The following is a 17,273-nucleotide window of genomic DNA, read 5'->3' on the forward strand; positions in this document are numbered from 1 at the left end:
CTGCCCGTTGTTTTTCGCAGATTCCTATCAGCACTTCTTCCGCCCGCTCACCGGTAAATACCGCGAGCAGGTGGTCGAATGCCTGCGCCTGTTATACGAGCGCCTCTACACCGCCAAGGCGGACTACGGCGAGTCGCTCACCCGCGAACAGATTCTGGAAATCTTTTCCGAGGCCCTGACCCGAGCCCCGCAGCTGGACAGTGACGGCAGTGCGGAGCCGGAAGGGCGCTTTCGCGGTTTGCGCGAGCAGTCCGTCTGGGTGCTGAACAGTCTGGTGGAGTTTGGCTGGCTGGAGAAGCTGGTGGACACCGCCACGCTCACCGTCTCTTATCCCTTCAGCCGGCGCGGTCGGCTGTTTACCCAGCCGCTGGTGGAGCTCAACAGCACCCGCGTGCGCACCCGCCACCGCAATACCCGCAACACGCTTAACTCCCTGGATGCCTTTGCCAACCGCGGTGAGGTGTACGACCTGATTGACGCTTGGGAATATTCCGAGCGTATCGTCGCCGACTTCACCGATATGATTGCGGAGCTGGAGGAGCGCAAGCGGGAGATGGTACGCGAGGTGGAAGCGCAGATTCTTGTGCAGCAGGCCACCGACGAATTCTTCTCCTTTATGGAGAGTCGCTTCCAGCCGGACCTGGCGATCCGCCTTTCCGCGGATAGCGTGGAAAAGCATCGCGACAGTATCAGCCGAGTCATCGGCCAGATTCGCCGCAAGGACAACAGCAAGAAAGCCGAGTGGGAGCAACGCCTGCGCCAACAGTTGCCGGAACTGCACGCGGAAGGGCAGTCTGTGCTGTGGCTAATGCTGGACACCATCGAAGACCGCATGCGCCGAGCCTGTGAAGTGAAGCTTCCGGCATTGCGCCAGGCCCTGCAGGGGTTTACCAAGCGTGCGGAAATCATCATCCGCCAGCTGAGCTACCTGCAAAGTACCACCGAAGGGGCCTTTACCGATCTGTGCCAGGAGCTTGGTGCAAACAGCGATCGCGACGAATTGCTCGGCAAACTGGGTAGCGACCTGTCCGCTTTCCAACTGCGGCTATATGACCCCAAACAGACGCAGCTGTGGCAGCGCAGTCGCCGGCAGCCGGTCAACACGCTGGTGGAAGACGAAGCGCCCATCAGCGACGAAAGCCAGCGCGACATACTGCTGCAGCAGTTGCTGGATCAGGCATTCAATTTCAACAGTAGTGACTTGCGAAGCTATCTTTCCAGTACCTTGGGCAGCGGCCAGCGGGTGAACAGCCGCGACCTGCCGTTGAGGAATGCGCGGGATCTGCTGGCCATGAGTCATGCGCTGGAGGCCGCAGCAGTATCGCAGGACGGCAGTGGTCCGTTTATGGAAGTGCACTTTACCGGCGACGTAGCGAGTAATGATTACTTCCAGCAATTTGATGAATACACGCTTGAATTGAAAACCGAGTTGAACAAACGTGATTGAACAGGCACTGGAAGAGGCTTTGGCCCAATCCAAACTCACACGCAGCGAATTTTCCGAGCTGTTGGTGCGGTTACTGGACTACGGCGTCATTTGCCGAGATGAAAGTAATATCGAAACGGTGCTCTATGACCGTTTTCAACGCTGCGAGCAGATCGTCCGCGAGTGGATAGCGCCACTGGGGCTGCGGCTGCAGCATGACAGTCGCTTTCAGTTTATCCGCGTGTACCCGCCGGGCTCGGAAGTGCCGGGAATGCCCGATCAGGAAGAGCCGCATCACGGTGGCTTCCGCGCGCGACTGTCGCAGCAGGAAGTCGCAGCGATTCTGGTGCTGCGAGTGGAATACGACAAGTCGCTGCGCGAAGGGCAGGTGGACGACCACGGCTGTGTTGCACTTACGCTAGAAGCGCTGGAGCTGGGGTTACGCAACCTGCTGAAGATGTCCCTGCCGGACAAACTGGCCGAGCGCAAGCTACTGCTGAAAAAACTGCGGCAGCTGCGCCTGATTCAGTTCAATGGGGATGACAGCGAGTCTGCGGCCGAGTTCCTATTGCGGGTGCGCCCGACCATTGCCCAGTTTGTGAGTGAGGCTGCATTGGCTCAATTGCTTGAGAGCAGTTCGAAAAGTGAAGTGCCGGCAGAATCGGCAAAAATAGAGCGGATTACGCCTGTGAGCGAAGATCACAGCTTGTTTGCAGTGGAAGAGTAGAACCGTCATTCCGGCGAAGGCCGGAATCCAGAGCTACGTAGTACTGGATGCCGGATCAAGTCCGGCATGACGAAAGTGCATCCGCCAATGAGAAATAATTAAACCGAGCACACGAAACGTATGTTTCTGAAAAAACTCATGCTGATCAACTGGGGCAATATCCCCCAGCTGGAATATGACTTTGGCCCGATCAATCTGTTTTCCGGTGGCAATGGTTCCGGTAAAACCACCGCCGCCGATGCCATTCAGACACTGATGACCGCCGCCCACGATACTCTGTTTACCTTCAACCCGGGACAGGACGAGACCACCCAGCGCGGTCGTGGTGGCAAGCAGGTACGCACACTTGCGTCCTATGTGCTCGGTTGTGACGACGGCAGTTACGCGCGTCTCAAGCCTACTGATTGCTATATTGTCGGTAACTTCTATCCGACCGATGGCGAAGATGGCGAGCCCTTTACCGCCATTATGGGCATTCGCGCGCATCTGGATACCAGTACCAAGCCGAGCCAGGCGCGCCAGGACAGTCTGAAGTTTTTTGTTATCCCAGGTGAACAGCTGGCGATGAATGATTTCATCAAGGAATACAAAGACGGCAAACACCTGTTGCCGCTGGACAAGTTTTACGGTGTTGTCAGTAAACAGTTCGAGCGGGTAGAGGAGTACGACAAGAAAAAAGCGTACCTCCGTCGACTCTACGGCGCGCTGCGCGGCCGCAAAGACGCAGTGCCGGATCGCGAAGCCACTCATGCAGCACGTACCTTTGCCAACTTTATGGCCTACAAGCCGGTAAAGAGCATCAACGATTTCGTCGCCCAGGAAGTGCTGGAAAAACGCGACCTTGGCGAAGCCATCCGCTCGGTTTCCGAGCTGATGAAAACCATCCACGGCATGGAGCTGGAAGCGCGGGAGATTGTCGATCGCGTCGATGCCCTGCAACGCATTGCTGAGTCCGCGGAGCTCTACACCGAGCAGTGGCTGCAACTGCGCGTGCAGGAATATCTGCAGGCCAAGCACCAGCAACTGCGTGTGCAGAAAACCTACGTGGAAGGTAAAAATCGACAGAAGGAAACCCGGGTTGAGCTCGAGCGCACTGGGCAGGAAATTCAGCAGTCCGAGAACCGCGCACGTCACCTGAACGAGCAGTGGGTGGCAGTGCAAGCGCAGCGCCAAGGCATATCGGCGCTGCGCGCCAAAGACGAGCTGGACCGTAAAATCGCCGAGGCCAACCGCACCTTGTCTTCGCTAGCGGCACCACTTGCCAGCCGGCAGCAGGTGTTCGCATCCAATCAGGCGGCGGCGGGTGAACTGTTGTCCTTGCTCAGCACGACCTCGGTGTCACTGGAGATACCGGCTTTTGGCGATGGCGGGCTGGTGAAGTCACTGAAAGCGGTCGGTCGTAGCGATGCGCTGCCGCAATTGGATGGGCTGCTCGCCAAGGACTGGATTGACCTTGCTGCTCAGGAGTCGTTGCGCGATCAAGTGGCCAACGCCGAAGCTGTGCAAAGCCGCCTGGTGCGCCAGATGACTGAGGCCGAGGCCGGCGAGATTACCCTGCGCGATCAGGTTAATGATCTCGTATCTCGCGGCGAGCTCAAGGTGCAGCAGTTGCAGAAACAGCTGCACACCCAGGAATCCCGCATTCAGCATTTGCAATCCAATCGCGTGCGCTACCCGCAATATGTCGATCAGGCGCTGGCGGCCATTCGTGAGCAGTGCCCGCAGGCGGAGCCGCAGGTGTTGTGTGATTTTGTGGAAGTGCTCGACGAGCGCTGGCAGATGGCGGTGGAGGGCTATTTGGGTGGGGCGCGTTTCTCGATCATCGTCGATCCAGATTACGAGGCCGAGGCCATCGCCGTGGTGCGCGCCATACCCGGCCGCAGCAACCGCGCGCGGGTGATTCAGGGCGACAAGGCTCGGTGCGATGCAGAGCGCATGGACGCGCCGAAAAATTCGATCGTCGACTTGATGACCTTCAATCACAAGACCGCGGAATACTATCTGCGGGCATCCTACGGCACCGTGTTGCAAGTGCGTGACGCACAGGAGCTGCGCGGCACGCGGCGCGGCTTGACCCCGGAAGGACTGGCCAGTGGCAATTACAGCATGTGGCGCTGCGATATCGACGACAGCGAGCTGGTGTTCGGACAGGGCGCACGCGCGCGGGCGCTGGCTGCGCAGGAGCGCGCGCTGCAACAACTACTAAAAGAAGCCGGGCAGATACACGAGCAGCAACAACAGCTGCGTAACCTCGCACAGGCCGTGCGCAGCCTGACCCCGCTCAAACTCCTGGATGCGGTGGATGCCGCGCTGGACGCCCAGCGGCAGGGGCGCAATGCCGAGCAGGCACTGGCAAACCTGGACCTGGACGACGGCCTGGAGCTGGAGCAGCAGGCCAATGCCCTGCATGAAAAACTCGAAAGCGAGCGCCAGCAAGGTGCCGGGCTGCAAAAGCTCGCCGGCAAACTGGAGAGCAATCTCGACAGTATCGCCAAGCAGCTACAAGCGCTGTCCACGCAACTGGATCAGCTCGACGATGCGCTGACGGACAGTGAAGCAGCGGTGCAGCGTATTGCACAGATCACCCCGGATTTCGATGTGGAGTCCGTGCTGCAGCAGGCAGACCAGCAGGCTGCACAAGCGGATGACGGCTTTGATTTCTCCCAGGATGTGGCCGAATGGCGCGGGCTACTGCAAAAGTACAGCCACCATTTGCTAAAGGCGGTGATGGACTACAACAGCAGTTGTAGCACCGGCGACACGCTTTCTTTCGATCCGGATTTCGCCGGTGGCCACAATGAGGCGCAGTTCAAGCTGGTATGCCAGCTGGTGGAGCAGTTGAATGCGCTGCGCAACCGCCTGAAAAACAATCTGCTGGTGGATCGTCACGAGCAATTGCAGGGCCTGAAGAAGTCCTTCAACACCACCTTTGTCACCCACCTATGCCATGCGATTTACCAGTCGATCAATGACGGTAGGCGGGTGCTGGATGACTTGAACGGCGAGCTGGAGCACCACCGCTTTGGTGCAGACCGCGAGCGCTTCCGCTTCGACTACCGCTGGGTGCCGGAATTCAAGGAGTACTGGAATTTCTTCAAGGCGGTGATCGAGCTGCCCAATCTCGGTGAAGAGCAGAGCCTGTTCGATGCGGACCTGGAACCCAAGCATCAGCAGGTGCGGGATAAGCTGCTGAATATGTTGCTGAGCGAGGACGAGCAGCTCGCCCGCCGTGAGCTCGACCGCATCAGCGACTATCGCAACTACCGCAACTACGAGATCTACAAAGAACCTCAGGGCAAGGAGCCCATCGCGCTCAGCCAGTACGGCACCGGCTCCGGCGGCCAGCTGGAGACGCCCGCGTATATCATCCGCTCCGCCGCGGTCACTTCCGCGTTCCGCTTCAACGACGGCAACAGCCACCTGAAAATGGTGCTGGTGGACGAGGCCTTCTCCAAAATGGACGAATCCCGCTCCCGCGAGGTGATCCGGTATCTGACCGAAACTCTGGGTCTGCAGCTGCTGTTCATCATGCCCAGTAGCAAGTCGGGTCCCTTTATGGATCTGATTTCAAACCAATTCGTGTTCAGCAAATGCCCGAGCCCCAAACCCATCGGCGAGCTGAATACCCGGGTTTACGTAGACCGCAAGGTGTGCAATCAAGAGAAAATCGCCAAACTCTGGGCCAACCACCGCCGGACTATCCGGCAACAGGCAAGTCTGGAGTTCCTGGATCTGCTTGAGACGGAAGACGCGTGAACACTCTCGGGTCAGTATCGCCTCTGGCGGGGTTGCAGCACAGCGACGAATTACTCAAGTTGCTTGGGTTCGTTGTTGATCGATTGGATCGTCGACTCAAGCAGAGTGTGAAAACACCGTTGCGACCAATCGTGCTGAACCCTGATAACCCCAATGGAAATGCTGCCCGAAGTCTGGTGGCAGTCCTGCGAGACCCGACAGTTTCTGAGTCAGAATTTTGGGGGGAACTTTGCTGGGTGAGTCGGAAGTTCGAATGTTTCAATATTGAAGTGACTGCTAGAAAAAGAGCGCTTTCTGATCCCGAGTGGGTCAATGCGAAGTTGTACTTTAATGATTCTGCGGAAGCCATGGTCCGACGGTGGCTGGGACGGCCGGCGACAGATCCCCGGGATGCTGAATGGCGAAGTGCGTTAGAGATACACCTGAATTCCTTTGAGGCGACCGAGGAAATTTTGACCTGGAAGCGTCCGGAATTGCCGCCTGGGTATTCGGATTATGCCCAATTTTTGTCCTGCTGGGGTTCAATAGGGGCGGCTTTATCTGCCGGCGGCGGTGCCAGTTGGCGGCACCTCTCTGCACGCTGTTTTTTAGGGGATTCGAAATTTTTGGAATCCGAGGCGCATCAGTCGTTGGTGAAGAAATTTTATCCGAGGCTTTCTGAAAAAATTACCTCTCGCCCACTCTTACTGCATGTGTACCTGCCTAAGAGTTAGGTTACGCGCCCATGCTAAGAGAACTTGCGGCGGGTAATGGCCACACTCCTGAGCAAGCTGGTAAAGGTAAGCAGAGGGCCTTAGTCGCTACGGGATGTGCCTATGCAGACACATCTCTACTGCCAGCCATTGCCGAGACCGGCAGATTTGTTGACCAAGAAGTTGTTTCGGTGCGCGACCTGGTGGGTGTCACTTGCTTGTAGTCAAATCCTACGTCTAAAACGGTTGTGATTCTTTAGTCACTGATTGATCTTGCGTTTTACACGCGAGTTCACGGAACATATACCCAACTCCGGTACCATTTATCGAAGAACTGGTACCAGAAACTTTAATGAGAAACGCGTAAGCAGGGGAGGCTTGAATGCGTCAGTTTTCGATTTTGTTGGTCTTCGTGGTGGCCTTTGGAGGCGCTGCAGTGTTGTATGAGCAGGAAAGTCGCAAGGTAAAAGGGGTTTTGTCCCAGATTACCGACCTCCAGGCCAAGCTGGGTGATATGCAGGCAGAGATCAATCGCCTGAATGCGGAGCTGGAAGCCGTCAAGCTGTCCGAACGCCGCCGCCCGAACCTGAACAATATTGCCAGCCGTGTGCTCAAAAATGAGCCCGCAGCACCCAGCGCACCAGTAAGTCAGCCTGGGCCAAATGCGCGCAAGCGCGCTCTGGTCGCCGGGGACGTTACCACTACCGGGCCTGCGATCCGCTCGAATCAAGCGGAAAGTGACGATAGCGAGTGGGCAAAGCCCACGGTGGACGCGGAGGCGTATGAGACTCAGTCCGAGTCTGAAGCGCCGGTAACAGACCCTTACCAGTAACAGCAGTAACTTGGTTGCATGACGGAACCGGCGGACTTTATTCCGCTCTATCCAACCCGTACAATCGCCCGAAAGCCCGCTGACTGCGGGCTTTTGACTTTCTGGTACTGGAGTCACCTTGCGGACTCCAATGTTTAGAGGGCGCTATGACGGTGACTACTTTCTACCAATCTCTCTCCAGTCAACTGGCCGGCCTACTGACCGGTGAACGCGATTGGCTGGCCAATACGGCCAATGCCAGCGCGCTGTTGTGGCTGGAAATGCCCGATATCAACTGGGCTGGGTTCTATTTCCTGCATGGCGACGAGCTGTGTCTCGGTCCTTTCCAAGGTAAGCCAGCATGTACTCGCATTGCGGTCGGCGCCGGTGTTTGCGGTACCGCCGTGAAGACGGGGCTGCCCCAGTTGGTGGAAGATGTACATGCCTTTCCGGGGCATATCGCCTGTGATGCGGTCTCCGCATCGGAAATCGTGGTGCCGCTCTACAATGGCGAACGCTGCATCGGCGTACTGGATATCGACAGCCCGCAGATCGCCCGCTTTACCGAGCAGGATCTTGCGGGTATCGAGCTGTTCGCAAAAACATTGCTGGAACACTCGGACCTTCCGGCCGGTTAAGGACAATTGGCTCAGGGATGGCAGTAATCTGGCAACAGCGCCGCGGGGGCGACCACTACGAAGTGCGAACCCACGGCGCAACGGTAAGGCTCTATAGCAACGGAGTGTTCCATTCCCAGTGGAACCCGAAAGACCCGCTCAAAGGTTCCCTGTGGGAACTGTTGCTACTGCCTGTTTTCTTTCGTCCTCCCGAACAGTTCAAGCGCGTCCTGCTGCTTGGCGTGGGCGGCGGCGCGTTGATCCGGCTGTTGCAGACGTTCGCAGGGACGGTATCCGTTGTGGGTGTGGATATTGACCGGGTGCACCTCAATGTTGCGACGCGTTTTTTTGGTGTGAAGGGCGCAGAGCTGATCTGCGGGGATGCCAGGCAGGTTGTTGCAGAGTTTCAGAATTCTTCGGCTGAGCACTTTGACTTGGTGGTCGACGATCTGTTCGGTCACGTTGATGGCGAGGCACAGCGAGCCATTCCCGCTGACCCACAATGGTGCGCTCAATTGCTGAACCTTCTCGCGCCCCAAGGGTTAGTGGTCAGCAATTTCGGCAGCCGCCGAGAGCTGCTGAACAGCGGCTGGCGAGCCCCGGACATTCGCGCCCGATTGGCCCAAGAAAACGGCACCTGGACCCTGGAACATCCCGAATACGAAAACTGCATTGGCGCCTTTAGTCGAGCGCCCCTAATTCGCAAAGAGTTAAAGTCCCACGCTCCAGCGGCCATTAATCCCGGTAACGTCCGCCGTAAACTGCATTCCCGCCTGCGCCCGCTTCCATAGCTTTCTGCCAAGCCGGTATTTAGGTTGGCGGGTTAATGATCCTTGAGTCTATACTGGTTTTAGTCAGTTATTTTCCCGGGACCAGTTGATGCGGTACAAGACCTTGGAAGATGTGATCCAGGAGGGGAGGGAGTTCCACTTAAAGTTGAGTCGTCAGTATGAAGAGTTTGAGCTGCTCTCTGCGAATGAGCGCGCGAGCCTGTTGCTGGATCAGCTAAAGCGAAGAGAAGTCTCGATGTCCCATACCCTGGAAAATTTCCGGGATGATGTGGGGGAAGGTGCTCTGCATACTTGGGTTCAGTTTGCGCCTGAAGGGCGTGAGCCGGAATTGCTCCAGCGTTTGCGCAAAATTGATATATCGGATGTGGACGCCATTGGCCAGTTGGCAATGGAGATCGAGATGTACCTTGCCGATCAGTACCGCGATCTTCTACTGATTGCAGATACGCCCTCAGCAAAGCACGCGCTGGAAAGGTTGCTGGAGTTAGAGCGCCTGGAGGAGCACACCTTGTCGGTGAATCTGTTTAATTTGCGTGACTATTGAGTGGGCAGCTTGCACTGCAATGGTTTGATAATCGCGCGAAGAATTAGCGTGTCAGTCGGTATACGCAGAACCCTTTCGTTTTTTCCAGCAACTCTACCTTGAGGAAGAGCTGCTCGGCCTTTTTTCCCGCGGGAATAAATTCATTCACGACAAACAGACCCACGCCTCCGGGGCGCAGAATTCTGGCTGCTTGAGTCAAAAACCTGTCGGTTAGATCCCCTTCAACCTGAAACCCCTGATGAAATGGCGGGTTGCAAAGAATCAGATCTGCGGAAGCGCTGTCGATCGCCGACCCTGCGTCGCCGGGAATCACTTCTCCTGGAATTCGCAGCGCAAAGAAATTTTTGCCGCAGGCGTTCAGGGCTGCCGCGTTGTTGTCTGTAGCCTGAATGCGCACATGTGTAGTCAACTTTGCCAACTGCTGGCTTAAATAGCCGTAGCCACAGCCAAGGTCGACCGCGGTGAACGGAGTTGGGCGCAGGTGGTCTGTCAGGTGGGTGGCCAGCAGGGCACTGCCGACATCGATCTTATTCCAGCCGAACAGGCCTGGCTTGGAATAGAGGCCGTCCAGCTCCATTAAACTCCGAAGAGACGGATAATCGCTGTCATCCAGTTGCGGGCCTGGAGTTGCACCAGCGGGCAGAATGCTTCGGCTCAGGTATTCGGTGCCGTGCTTCAGAAGATTTTTCGTCGTTCCAAAGTACTGTGCGGTTTTCTGCGCATAGGTTTTGATACCACTGTTCTTGCTGCCCAGCAGAATCAGCTCGCCGTTTTCGCGCAAAACGCTCGGTGCGGAATTGATGACATGGTGCACCGCCGCCTTTTCCTTGGAGGCGGGATAAATAATCTGCGAGAAATCCGAGCCGGCTTTCGCCAGCTCGAAGTCTGAAAAAATGGCGGTAATCCCACACTGTAGTGCTGCCTGCACCAGGTCCCAGCGGTTACTGAGCAGCGTGCCAGAAAAGGCGAAGCCCTGGGTTAGCAGGGCTTTGGCGTTTTCATCTGCGATCCACAGAGTGTTTGCATCACTGTCGCGTAACAGTTGGGAGAGCATGGCAGACATAAACAGATTCCGGCGGAAGTGATCGGAGTGAATCAGCCAATACTGGCGACTTCTTCTGGCGTCAGTGGGCGGTATTCCCCTTCCGTCAGCATCTCGTCCAACTGGACCTCACCGATGCTTTCCCGGTGTAGCTCCAATACCTTATTGCCAAGGGCGGCAAACATGCGTTTTACCTGGTGGTAGCGGCCTTCGGTAATGGTGATGCGCACTTCGTTGCGGTAAAGGATTTCAAGCTTGGCGGGTTTGGTGCGGGTCTTCTCGTTGTTGAGCCAGATCCCTTTTTCAAACTTCTCTACCGCATCGTCGGCAATCGGCTCCGCCAGGTGCGCATAATACGTTTTGGCGCACTGGTGGCGTGGCGAGGCAATCCGATGCGACCACTGGCCATCGTCGGTAATCAGCACCAGTCCGGTAGTGTCGATATCCAGGCGCCCGGCGATATGCAGCTTCTGCAGGTTTGGCTCGTCCAGCAGGTCCAGCACGATGGGGTGCTCGCCATCTTTGGTGGCGCACACGTAACCGAGAGGCTTGTTCAGCATAAAGTAGCGCGGACCGGCCGCACTCAGCACGTCCCCGTCCAGGCACAGCTCGTCGGTATCGCTGATTTTGGCAGAAGGGTCGGTTACCGCCACGCCATTGACGGTAATCCGTTCCTGGCGTGCGGCCCGCTTTACATCCGCCCGGGACAGGTCCGTGACCTGGCTGACGGCTTTGTCCAACCGTATGGATGTTGAAGAAGTGGATTTAGCCAAGTTTCTTCTCACCGGAATCAACAGATTGGTAAATCAGAGTGTTGATGGTCATGGGGCCAACACCACCGGGCACCGGAGTGTAGGCAGATGCGCGCTCTGCCAGAGGGCCGAGTTCGATATCACCCACACCACCGGGGTGGTAGCCAGCGTCCACAACCACGGCGCCATCCTTGATCCATTCCGCCTTGATAAACTCCGGGCGACCCACCGCGCCCACTACGATGTCGGCTTGGCGGATATGGTCTGCCAGGTTTTGGGTGCGGGAGTGGCAAATGGTCACGGTGGCGTTGGCATTCAGCAGCATGGCGGCCATCGGCTTGCCGAGAATGGGGCTGCGGCCGACAACAACGGCGTGTTTGCCTTGCAGTTCGATGTTGTAGGCTTCCAGCAGGCGCATGATGCCTTTGGGGGTCGCGCAGCCGTAGGCCTCTTCACCCATCGCCATACGGCCGAAACCGAGGCAGGTTACACCGTCGACGTCCTTCTCCAGGGCGATCGCATCAAAGCAGGCGCGCTCGTCGATCTGCTCCGGTACCGGGTGCTGCAGCAGGATACCGTGTACGTTCGGGTTGGCGTTCAGCTCTTCAATCTTTGCCAGCAGCTGCTCGGTGGTGGTAGAGGAGGGGAGTTCCACCTGCAGGGAGTCCATGCCGATACGGCGGCAGGCATTGCCCTTCATCTTTACGTAGGTGGCGGATGCGGGATCGTCGCCCACCAGGATGGTGGCCAGAATAGGCGTCTGACCGCCGCTCTTTTCCTTCATCGCCGTCACGCGGGCAGACAGTTCTTCTTCTGTTTTCTGGGCAAGGGCCTTGCCGTCCAGAACCAGTGCAGACATAGAGTTTTCTCAACCTGAACAGGGAGTACCGGTGCCAAGCGGGCAGGGCACTCATTGGGTGTAGGAGCGAGCAGGCCGTCGAGGACTGCTCTGCTACAGCTTAATTTAGGCGCGGCATTTTCGCACAAGCGGCGAACATTTTCCCTATTCAGTCACTCATAAGTTCACCACATTGGCGAAAGGCTAAACTACTTTAAAAAAGAATGGCTTAGCGCCGTTGACACCCTAGGGGGGCGCAAGTAATATGCGCGCTCTCGAACGGGGGGGACACCCTCGGGAAAGAAACGGGGCATAGCGCAGTCTGGTAGCGCGCCTGCTTTGGGAGCAGGATGTCGGGGGTTCGAATCCCTCTGCCCCGACCAATTTACCGGGTTTTCTTGCGCCCGTAGCTCAGCTGGATAGAGCATCCGCCTTCTAAGCGGATGGTCGCAGGTTCGAGTCCTGCCGGGCGTGCCATATCCTTGATGGTGGCTGCGAGCTTGGCAGGCTAGGAATAGTCCGCAGCGAGCTTCTAAACGCAGGACTATTCCGGCCCATCAGCTGTGCTGATGGGCGTAAAAATCGCCGCAAAGCGGTGCTTTGCAAGCAGCGATTTTTACCCTGCCGGGCCCTGTGCCGGGTTGGGGTGCGGTGGAAACATCGCCGTTGTACAGCCACAGTGTGCAACGTTAAACACCGCTCAATGGTGGCCGTAGCTCAGTTGGTAGAGCACAGGATTGTGGCTCCTGAGGTCGCGGGTTCGATCCCCGTCGGCCACCCCATATAAAACCCTTGTAAATCAAGGTCTTAGAAACCCTGCCAAGTGCAGGGTTTTTTGGTTTCGAGTGGCGCTGGGTGGGATTATTGTAAATCCGCAGTGAGTGCCACCTTGTCACCATTCCATTGCCAGGCGCTGTTGCCACTGCTTTGTACGCGTAACGTGTGCGTGCCCGCGGACAGGGTAACCGGGGAGGGCAGGACGAAGTCTACGTAACTTTCCCAGTCGCCCGTATTACTGATGGCGATAGTGCCCACATTTTGGCCATCGACGGAAACCTGGGTGTTAATATCTCCTGACATCGGAGTTGCTGCCGCAAGGGTAAGCACGTAATTACCGCTATTGGCTACATCCAGCTAGTACTCTGCCCAATCACCGCTGGTGTTGTAGTTGATGTTACTGCCATTGTGGTTGAAGCCAGGCACCGTATCGCGAGACACGCTCGCCCCGTCTTTCCCGGTGCTATAGAAATCTCCCAGCTCAACGGTGGTCACGCCGCCCTCTGTGCTGCCGCCGGAATTACCACCTGAACTACCACCAGAGCTGCTGCCACTACTGGAACCACCGCCGGTCGCCACTGGCTTATAAAAGCGCACCCAGTCCACGTTGTAGGTATTGCGATTTGGATCGGCCAGCTCGGCATCCGTAGGTGTAATGCCGCCGTTAGAGCGCCAGTCCTGATCTTCCATATTGATAATGGCGTGCATCGGTTTGCTCAGGCCGGTGCCATTGGTAAAGCCGTTGGGGTCGATAATGTCGGGGCCAGATGCAGTACGTACTAGCTGCCCATCCACGTAGTACTCCAGGTGCCACGGATCACGCCAGTAAACGCCCACACGATGGTAGTCGCCGGCCCAGCGGGTGCCGTTGCCGTCGGCATACCAGGTGCTTTCGTCTTTTGGCTGGTAATCCTGAAACGGCTCGCGAATGAACACATGGTGCGAGAGATGCAAGCGCTCGGCAAACCACTCCTGCCCCGGGCGGTCACTGCCGTAGGCCTCGATCACGTCGATCTCTTCGGTGGAATCCGCACTCAGCAGCCAGAAATCGGAAGCCAGCACCATATTGCTCAGCTTGGCTCGCGCTTCCATATACAGCGGATAGGTGAGGGTGGTCTTTGAAGTAATGCTGCCCAGATACACCTGATTGGTACCCGGCTTGCGGCCGGACTTGATCTGCAGGCGGCCATTGCTGACCAGTGAGTATTCAGGGTGCCATTCGGTCAGGCCCGGCCCGGTCCAGGGGTTGATAAAGCCTTCCTTCCAGCGCTCGTAAAATACCGCGCTTTTACCGGCAGCCGGGGCCTCATAGTTGAAATCGTCGGAAAGCGGGTGCAGCTCCCAGACATTGCCTTCACCTGGATCCGCCGGAACCGGGACGCCGTCCCAGTCCGCAGCGGTTGCTCCCGTGTCCAGCAGGGATGCGAGGAGGGTGATGAATAAACGGTTCATCGCTTCTTTCTCCTTGGGTTTTTTATCGCTATTCCCGGGCACCTTATCGCAAACACCACTCTTTGTTAACAATTAACTATTGACATTAAGTGGTGAGGCGCACAGGATGGCTGCGCAGTCTGCGATAGGCGGGATATTCATTCGCCGCCGTGCGGGCCGCATCGGAAGGTTCAACTCAATAACAAATAAGCGCTCGATGCTCGGTCACCTGGCGGCAGGTATGAGGTCTGAGCTTCGAGCCTCCAGATGGAGAGAGAGCATCCATGCCTATCTATAACAAGCGCTTTACCCTGAGCGCCTTGTCCGCTGCCGTGATCAGTGCGGCATCTACCGGTGTTTACGCCCAGGAAGCGAATAACAACACACTGGAAGAAATTACCGTGACCGGCATCCGCCAGTCCCTCACCAACGCCATGGACATCAAGCGCGATTCCGCCGGTGTGGTCGACGCGATTTCCGCGGAAGACATCGGTAAATTTCCCGATACCAACCTGGCTGAGTCCCTGCAACGTATTACCGGCGTATCCATTGATCGCAGTAATAACGAAGGCAACAAGGTTACGGTGCGCGGCTTTGGCCCCAACTTTAACCTTGTGACCCTGAACGGTCGTCAGATGCCGAATTCTTCGGCGCTGCAGTCTGAAGGGATTACCCGCAGCTTCAAATTTTCCGAGATATCCGCAGAAAGCGTGTCCGGCGTTGAGGTATATAAAACGGGCAAAGCCGATGTCTATTCCGGTGGTATTGGTTCTACTATAAATATCAAGACTGCGCGCCCGTTTGATTACGACGGCTTTGTCGCTTCTGCCAGCGTAAAAGGTGTAATGGACACCAGTGTCGAAAAAGGTGATACCGTAACCCCGGAAATCGCCAGTATGGTGAGCAGCACCTTTTTTGAAGATAAATTGGGTGTGCTGGTGGCAGTGTCCCACGCTGTGCGCGATAGCCGTAGCGAGTCCGTAAGCACCCAGGCCTGGGTACCGAATTATGGGGTGGCAGATACTTCCGCTATTGACCGTAGCAAGAACCCGGAAGGGACTTATTGGGCACCCTGGACCTTTGACGTAGACGTGGCCGACCACCAGCGCGAGCGTCAGAATGCGCAGCTGGTTGTGCAGTTTGCGCCGGTTGACAACGTAACGGCGACCCTGGATTACACCGCGTCCCGTTACGACGAAGATATTTCCATGAACCGCACCAGCGTCTGGTTTGACAGCTCCACCGGCGTAGCGGACAGCAACGGTACCGTAATCAACCCAAGTGTCCAGAACGACGAGCTGAACTTCTGGGCGTGGAATTATCAGTTTGTCACAGACAATGACTCTGTCGGGTTGAATGTCGAATGGGATGCAACCGAATCCCTGAGCTTCGGCCTGGACGTGCACGATTCTACCTCCCACTCCCAGCCGGGCGGCATTCCCGCAGAGACCATCGCAAATACCAAGAACCCGGGTAAGTTGGTGGATATTACCGCGGACTTTTCCAGCGGAAGTGGTTTACCAGGTATCAGCTTTGACGACTCCGCGCTCGCTGGTGGTGCATTTTCTCCAGAAAACATCGCTTCCGACCTGTTCCAGGAACGCGGCCTGGAAATCGAAAATCAGATTCAACAGGTCCAGCTGGACGGTACCTGGGAGAACCTGGACGACGGTGCGCTCAAAACCATCAAATTTGGTATTGCCAGCACTGATTACAAGGTGGATTCCTACGATAGCCAGTCTTTTGCCTTTGTAGATCTGGGGGACTTGGCATCTCTCGGTATCGACTTTGAAGAGCGGGGCGACTTTGGCGATCAAATTGGCAGTAACGCTGGGCTTTTCCCACTGCTTGCTGACTATGAGGCATCTGACTTTATCGATGCGGTTAAAGCCAGCGGCCAGTACTTCGAGGCAACACCAACCTTCAACAAGGTTGAAGAGGAAACCCTGGCGGCCTTTGTTACGGCCGATTTTGAAACCGAATTTAACGGCTACCCCGTTCGCCTGAACACCGGGCTGCGGTTTGAAGATACGGACGTGGTCGGTACTTCAATCCAGAACGGCATTCTCGGTCTTAGCTACTGGCACGATGAAGAACTGCGCGAAGTCAACGATGACACGCCAAGCGCCGATACCCTGGAAGGCAGCTACACCCGCTTCCTGCCGAACCTGGACGCGAGCATTGAACTGACCGAAACGCTGGTTGCCCGTACCTCGTACAGTCGTACTCTGAGCCGCGCGGATATCTCAGCGATGTTCCCGTCGACTTCTTTGAACGTTTCACGCCCCGGTGGTCCATTCAATGCGTCCCAGGGCAACCCGGGGTTGTTGCCGATTACATCCGACAACTTCGATCTGTCTGTCGAGTATTACTACGACGAGGGTAGCTATGCGTCTGTGGGGTACTTCAAAAAGTACGTCGAAAACTTTATCGGCGCAACCTTTGAGGATCGTGTAATCAATGATGTGAACGGTAATCCGATTACTGATCCAAGCATCAACCCGCGCCCGGGTTGCCCGGATTCCACCGGTGCAAATCCGGCCTGTTTGGGCACTGGCAGCGATCCGGTGGTTACCTGGAATGTAGCAACTCCCGGAAACCTGGAAGATGCGGAAGTTTACGGCTGGGAGCTGGCTGTTCAGCATATGTTTGGTGACAGCGGGTTCGGGGCGATTTTCAACGCGACACTGGTTGACGGTGATGTTGATTACGATGTTTACGACAATGAAAATGTCTTCGCACTGACAGGTATGAGTGACTCCGCGAACCTGATCGGCTTCTACGAAAAAGATGCCTTCCAGGCTCGTCTGGCTTACAACTGGCGCGATGACTTCCTGTTGGCCACCCGTCAGTCTCAGATTGGCGGCCAGCCGGTATTCACTGAGGCCTACGGTCAGTGGGACCTGAACGCCAGCTACGAAGTAACTGAAGACATTTCCGTCTTCCTGGAAGGCCTGAACATCACCGAGGAGACGATCCGTCGCCACGGCCGTTTCTCCAACCAGCTGGTTAGTGCCCAACAATACGGCGCTCGCTACAATATTGGTGTTCGCGCCAAATTCTAAGTGA

The 17,273-nt window shown here is 56.6% G+C and carries 14 protein-coding genes and 3 tRNA genes; 12 read left to right on the forward strand and 5 right to left on the reverse strand.

Annotated elements, in window-relative coordinates; genetic code table 11:
* Window positions 1–7 precede the first annotated feature (7 nt).
* The 8 genes from ACXAG1_RS01060 (at window position 8) to ACXAG1_RS01095 (ending at window position 9,364) form a co-directional block, all read left to right on the forward strand.
* A complete protein-coding gene (locus ACXAG1_RS01060; RefSeq protein ID WP_475093246.1) occupies window positions 8–1,447 on the forward strand; it encodes a Wadjet anti-phage system protein JetA family protein in 1,440 nt (479 codons plus the stop codon).
* A complete protein-coding gene (locus tag ACXAG1_RS01065; RefSeq protein WP_475093245.1) occupies window positions 1,440–2,153 on the forward strand; it encodes a DUF4194 domain-containing protein in 714 nt (237 codons plus the stop codon). The genes ACXAG1_RS01060 and ACXAG1_RS01065 overlap by 8 nt, the downstream gene beginning before the upstream one ends.
* 120 nt (window positions 2,154–2,273) lie before the next feature.
* Complete coding sequence (locus tag ACXAG1_RS01070) at window positions 2,274–5,909, forward strand: ATP-binding protein (protein WP_475118663.1); 3,636 nt, start codon at window positions 2,274–2,276, stop codon at window positions 5,907–5,909.
* Entirely contained in the window at window positions 5,906–6,622 is a 717-nt protein-coding gene (locus ACXAG1_RS01075; protein WP_475118664.1) for a hypothetical protein, read from the forward strand. The genes ACXAG1_RS01070 and ACXAG1_RS01075 overlap by 4 nt, the downstream gene beginning before the upstream one ends.
* A gap of 361 nt (window positions 6,623–6,983) precedes the next feature.
* A complete protein-coding gene (locus ACXAG1_RS01080) occupies window positions 6,984–7,433 on the forward strand; it encodes a hypothetical protein (RefSeq protein WP_475093242.1) in 450 nt (149 codons plus the stop codon).
* A 146-nt stretch (window positions 7,434–7,579) separates the two neighbouring features.
* Complete coding sequence (locus ACXAG1_RS01085; RefSeq protein WP_475093241.1) at window positions 7,580–8,050, forward strand: GAF domain-containing protein; 471 nt, start codon at window positions 7,580–7,582, stop codon at window positions 8,048–8,050.
* Between the two features lie 17 nt (window positions 8,051–8,067).
* Window positions 8,068–8,820 (forward strand): methyltransferase domain-containing protein, encoded by a 753-nt coding sequence (locus ACXAG1_RS01090; RefSeq protein WP_475118665.1) that lies wholly within the window; start codon window positions 8,068–8,070, stop codon window positions 8,818–8,820.
* A gap of 88 nt (window positions 8,821–8,908) precedes the next feature.
* Window positions 8,909–9,364 (forward strand): hypothetical protein, encoded by a 456-nt coding sequence (locus ACXAG1_RS01095; RefSeq protein ID WP_475093239.1) that lies wholly within the window; start codon window positions 8,909–8,911, stop codon window positions 9,362–9,364.
* Between the two features lie 43 nt (window positions 9,365–9,407).
* On the opposite strand, the gene ACXAG1_RS01100 is transcribed toward ACXAG1_RS01095, so the two are convergent.
* From ACXAG1_RS01100 to folD, 3 genes are read right to left on the reverse strand one after another with little or no spacing between them, the layout of a single operon-like run.
* Entirely contained in the window at window positions 9,408–10,427 is a 1,020-nt protein-coding gene (locus tag ACXAG1_RS01100) for a class I SAM-dependent methyltransferase (RefSeq protein WP_475118666.1), read from the reverse strand.
* Between the two features lie 32 nt (window positions 10,428–10,459).
* Window positions 10,460–11,179 (reverse strand): 16S rRNA pseudouridine(516) synthase RsuA, encoded by a 720-nt coding sequence (gene rsuA, locus ACXAG1_RS01105; protein ID WP_475093237.1) that lies wholly within the window; start codon window positions 11,177–11,179, stop codon window positions 10,460–10,462.
* Window positions 11,172–12,017 carry a bifunctional methylenetetrahydrofolate dehydrogenase/methenyltetrahydrofolate cyclohydrolase FolD gene (gene folD, locus ACXAG1_RS01110; RefSeq protein WP_475118667.1) on the reverse strand — a complete coding sequence of 282 codons (846 nt, stop codon included), beginning with the start codon at window positions 12,015–12,017 and terminating at the stop codon, window positions 11,172–11,174. The genes rsuA and folD overlap by 8 nt, the downstream gene beginning before the upstream one ends.
* A 285-nt stretch (window positions 12,018–12,302) precedes the next feature.
* Here folD and ACXAG1_RS01115 point away from each other — a divergent pair.
* From ACXAG1_RS01115 to ACXAG1_RS01125, 3 genes are all read left to right on the forward strand, one after another.
* Window positions 12,303–12,379, forward strand: a tRNA-Pro gene (locus ACXAG1_RS01115).
* A gap of 17 nt (window positions 12,380–12,396) precedes the next feature.
* Window positions 12,397–12,473 (forward strand) — tRNA-Arg (locus ACXAG1_RS01120).
* 229 nt (window positions 12,474–12,702) lie between these two features.
* Window positions 12,703–12,778: transfer RNA gene (locus ACXAG1_RS01125), tRNA-His, on the forward strand.
* Between the two features lie 79 nt (window positions 12,779–12,857).
* On the opposite strand, the gene ACXAG1_RS01130 is transcribed toward ACXAG1_RS01125, so the two are convergent.
* Both ACXAG1_RS01130 and ACXAG1_RS01135 read right to left on the reverse strand, forming a co-directional pair.
* Window positions 12,858–13,130: a carbohydrate-binding protein gene (locus ACXAG1_RS01130; protein WP_475118966.1), complete on the reverse strand. Its 273-nt coding sequence runs from the start codon at window positions 13,128–13,130 to the stop codon at window positions 12,858–12,860.
* Window positions 13,131–14,225: an RICIN domain-containing protein gene (locus ACXAG1_RS01135; protein ID WP_475118668.1), complete on the reverse strand. Its 1,095-nt coding sequence runs from the start codon at window positions 14,223–14,225 to the stop codon at window positions 13,131–13,133.
* Window positions 14,226–14,488: 263 nt separating this feature from the next.
* Between ACXAG1_RS01135 and ACXAG1_RS01140 the strand changes: the two genes are divergently transcribed.
* On the forward strand, window positions 14,489–17,269 hold the full coding sequence (locus tag ACXAG1_RS01140) for a TonB-dependent receptor (RefSeq protein WP_475118669.1): 2,781 nt from the start codon (window positions 14,489–14,491) through the stop codon (window positions 17,267–17,269).
* Window positions 17,270–17,273 lie beyond the last annotated feature (4 nt).

The sequence above is a fragment of the Microbulbifer sp. ABE4_465 genome, from assembly GCF_056160765.1.

Excerpts from the sequence above, each read along its gene's own strand:
- ACXAG1_RS01085 (WP_475093241.1), top strand. The coding sequence starts at position 7,580 with ATGACGGTGACTACTTTCTACCAATCTCTCTCCAGTCAACTGGCCGGC.
- ACXAG1_RS01135 (WP_475118668.1), bottom strand. The coding sequence starts at position 14,225 with ATGAACCGTTTATTCATCACCCTCCTCGCATCCCTGCTGGACACGGGA.
- ACXAG1_RS01090 (WP_475118665.1), top strand. The coding sequence starts at position 8,068 with ATGGCAGTAATCTGGCAACAGCGCCGCGGGGGCGACCACTACGAAGTG.
- ACXAG1_RS01070 (WP_475118663.1), top strand. The coding sequence starts at position 2,274 with ATGTTTCTGAAAAAACTCATGCTGATCAACTGGGGCAATATCCCCCAG.
- ACXAG1_RS01080 (WP_475093242.1), top strand. The coding sequence starts at position 6,984 with ATGCGTCAGTTTTCGATTTTGTTGGTCTTCGTGGTGGCCTTTGGAGGC.
- ACXAG1_RS01095 (WP_475093239.1), top strand. The coding sequence starts at position 8,909 with ATGCGGTACAAGACCTTGGAAGATGTGATCCAGGAGGGGAGGGAGTTC.
- ACXAG1_RS01100 (WP_475118666.1), bottom strand. The coding sequence starts at position 10,427 with ATGTCTGCCATGCTCTCCCAACTGTTACGCGACAGTGATGCAAACACT.
- folD (WP_475118667.1), bottom strand. The coding sequence starts at position 12,017 with ATGTCTGCACTGGTTCTGGACGGCAAGGCCCTTGCCCAGAAAACAGAA.
- ACXAG1_RS01140 (WP_475118669.1), top strand. The coding sequence starts at position 14,489 with ATGCCTATCTATAACAAGCGCTTTACCCTGAGCGCCTTGTCCGCTGCC.